This window comes from Flavobacterium sp. (assembly GCF_044371705.1).
Lineage (GTDB): Bacteria > Bacteroidota > Bacteroidia > Flavobacteriales > Flavobacteriaceae > Flavobacterium.
Genome location: NZ_JBILTE010000261.1, coordinates 1 through 2,841, shown reverse-complemented (window position 1 = coordinate 2,841; position 2,841 = coordinate 1). Strand labels below are relative to the sequence as shown.

At 30.7% G+C, this 2,841-nt stretch carries 3 protein-coding genes; 2 read left to right on the top strand and 1 reads right to left on the bottom strand.

Annotated elements, in window-relative coordinates:
* Positions 1-378: 378 nt before the first annotated feature.
* A complete protein-coding gene (rpiB, locus tag ACIQ2S_RS12685) occupies positions 379-810 on the bottom strand; it encodes a ribose 5-phosphate isomerase B (RefSeq protein ID WP_396176562.1) in 432 nt (143 codons plus the stop codon).
* A gap of 59 nt (positions 811-869) precedes the next feature.
* On the opposite strand from rpiB, the gene ACIQ2S_RS12680 reads away from it, so the two are divergent.
* Positions 870-1,388: a hypothetical protein gene (locus tag ACIQ2S_RS12680; protein WP_396176560.1), complete on the top strand. Its 519-nt coding sequence runs from the start codon at positions 870-872 to the stop codon at positions 1,386-1,388.
* Positions 1,389-1,454: 66 nt separating this feature from the next.
* Positions 1,455-2,606, top strand: a complete 1,152-nt coding sequence (locus ACIQ2S_RS12675) for a lycopene cyclase family protein (RefSeq protein ID WP_396176558.1) — start codon at positions 1,455-1,457, stop codon at positions 2,604-2,606.
* Positions 2,607-2,841: the final 235 nt, after the last annotated feature.

Here is a 2,841-nt window from a genome sequence, read left to right as displayed (position 1 = left end):
TATTCTAATAAAATAATCAGTAAGTAAATTAAAAATATTCCAAAAAGAGGAATATAAAATTTAAAATCTCTTTTTTCTTTCCTTATAAAACTTGCTATTAAAAATACAATTACTCCAATAAAAAAATAATGTTTAAAATATTTATAATCAGATAATTAAATGATTTTCCTCCACTATAATTATCCACATATAAATTAGTGTAGTAAACTGTTGTAAAAAACAGAATAACATTTATAATAAAAAAATAAACAAAAAATCTAAAGGCCCAATTTTTATAAATTATACCATTCATTAGTTTTAAAGTAATAATATTTTAAACCCCTAAGAAAAATTAAGAACATAATTTAATGAACCTTAATTCCTTAATGGTTTAAATCGTTATGAACAACTTATTTTATTCACTCGATTCTGATGCCTTCCTCCCTCAAATTCTGTTTTCAAAAAAGTATCCACCATTTCCACTGCTTGCGGAATGGAAGTAAATCGTGCCGGAATACTGATAATATTAGCATCATTATGTAATTTTGCTAAACCTGCTAGTTCTTTGGTCCAACATAAAGCAGCTCTGATACCTTGGTGTTTGTTAACCGTCATGGCAATGCCGTTTCCACTGCCGCATATTACAATTCCCAAATCTGCCTTTCCTGTTTCCACATCCGTTGCAACGGGATGTCCAAAATCAGGGTAATCGACACTGTCTACCGTGTCTGTTCCGTGATTAAATACTTGGTGACCATTTTTCTCTAAAAATGCTACAATTGCTTTTTTGTAATCCGGACCTGCATGGTCGTTTCCAATGGATATTTTCATACTATCGTTAAGTTGTTATTTTTATCTTTACAAAAATAATCAAATTCAATGAGCTCGGTATGAAATTTAACGGACAGATTTGCTCCTTTGATGACAAAGCTTTGTATTGGGAATTACATATCCCAATCCCGGAGTCCGTTTTTCAACAATTACATACTGAAGCTAAAGACAAACGTTTTATTTGCACGTTAAAAAACGAGTATTCTTTTCATTGTGCGATGCTTCCAAAAGTGACTTTTCATTACATTTTATTGAATAGAGAAGTCTGTAAAAAACTAAATTTACATTTGAACGACGACATTGAAGTAACATTGGAGAAAGACGAAAGCAAATACGGCATGCCTCTTTCGGAGGAAATGCAAGAAGTTTTTTTTAGCGATCCCGAAGGAAGTGAACTCTTTCACCAACTCACACCAGGAAAACAACGTTCGTTGATTCATGTGGTAAACAAATACAAAAGTTCACAATTACGGATTGAAAAATCGTTTGTCATTTTGTATCATTTGAAAAACAGAAAAGGCGTTTTGGATTTTAAGGGATTGAATGAGGATTTTAAGAATTTTAAGAATAGATTTTAAGGATGCCGATGATTCCTGTTTTATTAGTTAATTAAAAATAAACGAATCAGCGGCAAAAAAATAACAATGAAAAAATACGATTACATCATCCTCGGTTCCGGTTTATCAGGTTTGCTCACCGCCTATCGGATGGCGAATGATTCATGGTTTGATGACAAATCAATTCTTCTCATTGATAAAGAAATCAAAAATCAAAACGATCGAACTTGGTGTTTTTGGGAAAAACCCTATGGTGAATTCGACTCCATCCTATCCAAAACTTGGGAAAAAGCATTCGTAGGAAATAAAGATTTTCAACAATCGTTTGATATGCATCCGTATTTGTACAAAATGATTCGAAGTAGTGATTTTTACAAACTGGCATTCGACACTATTTCATCAAAATCTAATTTTACTTTTGAAAAAGATAAAATTTTAAGTTGGAAAACAATTGAAAATTCAGTTGAAGTTCAAGGAAAAAATCAAACGTATTCTTGTAATTTACTATTGAACAGTTTTTTCGATGTTAATACAATTCTCAATCAAACCAAGTATCCGTATTTAAAACAACATTTCATCGGCTGGTTTATCAAAACAAAAGAAGAAATTTTTGATGATTCAGAAGTGAAATTGATGGATTTTACGATTGTACAAAACGGAAATACCCGCTTTATGTATGTTCTGCCGACTTCAAAAAAAGAAGCCTTGTTTGAATATACGCTGTTTTCTGAAGATTTATTGGAAAAAAACGAATACGAAAAAGCCATAGAACAGTATCTTCTATATCGCGGAATCACCGATTATGAAATTGTAGAAAAAGAAGCCGGAAATATACCAATGACGTGTTTTGCTTTTCACAAACAAAATTCTGAACGTGTTTTATTTATCGGAACAGCTGGTGGTTGGACAAAAGCTAGTACAGGTTTTACTTTTTTCAATAGTAAAAAACAATGCGAAAAATTGGTTGGTTTTCTAAAAACTAGTCAAAACTTAACCAAATTCCATCAAAAAAACCGCTATTGGTTCTATGACTTAATTTTGTTGGAAGTTTTACACCAAAATAACGAATTAGGTGCTCAACTTTTTGGAACACTTTTTGAAAAAAATTCAGTGCAAGAAATCTTCACATTTTTAAATGAAGAAGGCACTCTATTTTCTGATTTAAAAGTAATGATGTCCTTGCCGAAATGGCTATTTATTAAAGCAACTTTTCGAGCAGTATGGAAATTAAGAGGATAATTAAAACCCGCTTATTCGCTGATTTATTTTAATAAAGTTTTAAAAATCAGCGAATCAGCGGCAAAAAACATAAATTCACTAAATAACTGATAATCTAATCTTTATCATAAAATAAACATTAAATAGTTCTATTGTTAACAGTATTTCATAATTGCTTGATACTGAGGTAACATTAAATTAACATACTGTGTTGATAAATTAAGATAGAATTTTAGAACTTTTTTGAGGAAGTAAA

Bases quoted from the DNA above. Each gene is read 5' to 3' on its own strand.
- ACIQ2S_RS12680 (WP_396176560.1), top strand. From the start codon at position 870: ATGAAATTTAACGGACAGATTTGCTCCTTTGATGACAAAGCTTTGTAT.
- rpiB (WP_396176562.1), bottom strand. From the start codon at position 810: ATGAAAATATCCATTGGAAACGACCATGCAGGTCCGGATTACAAAAAA.
- ACIQ2S_RS12675 (WP_396176558.1), top strand. From the start codon at position 1,455: ATGAAAAAATACGATTACATCATCCTCGGTTCCGGTTTATCAGGTTTG.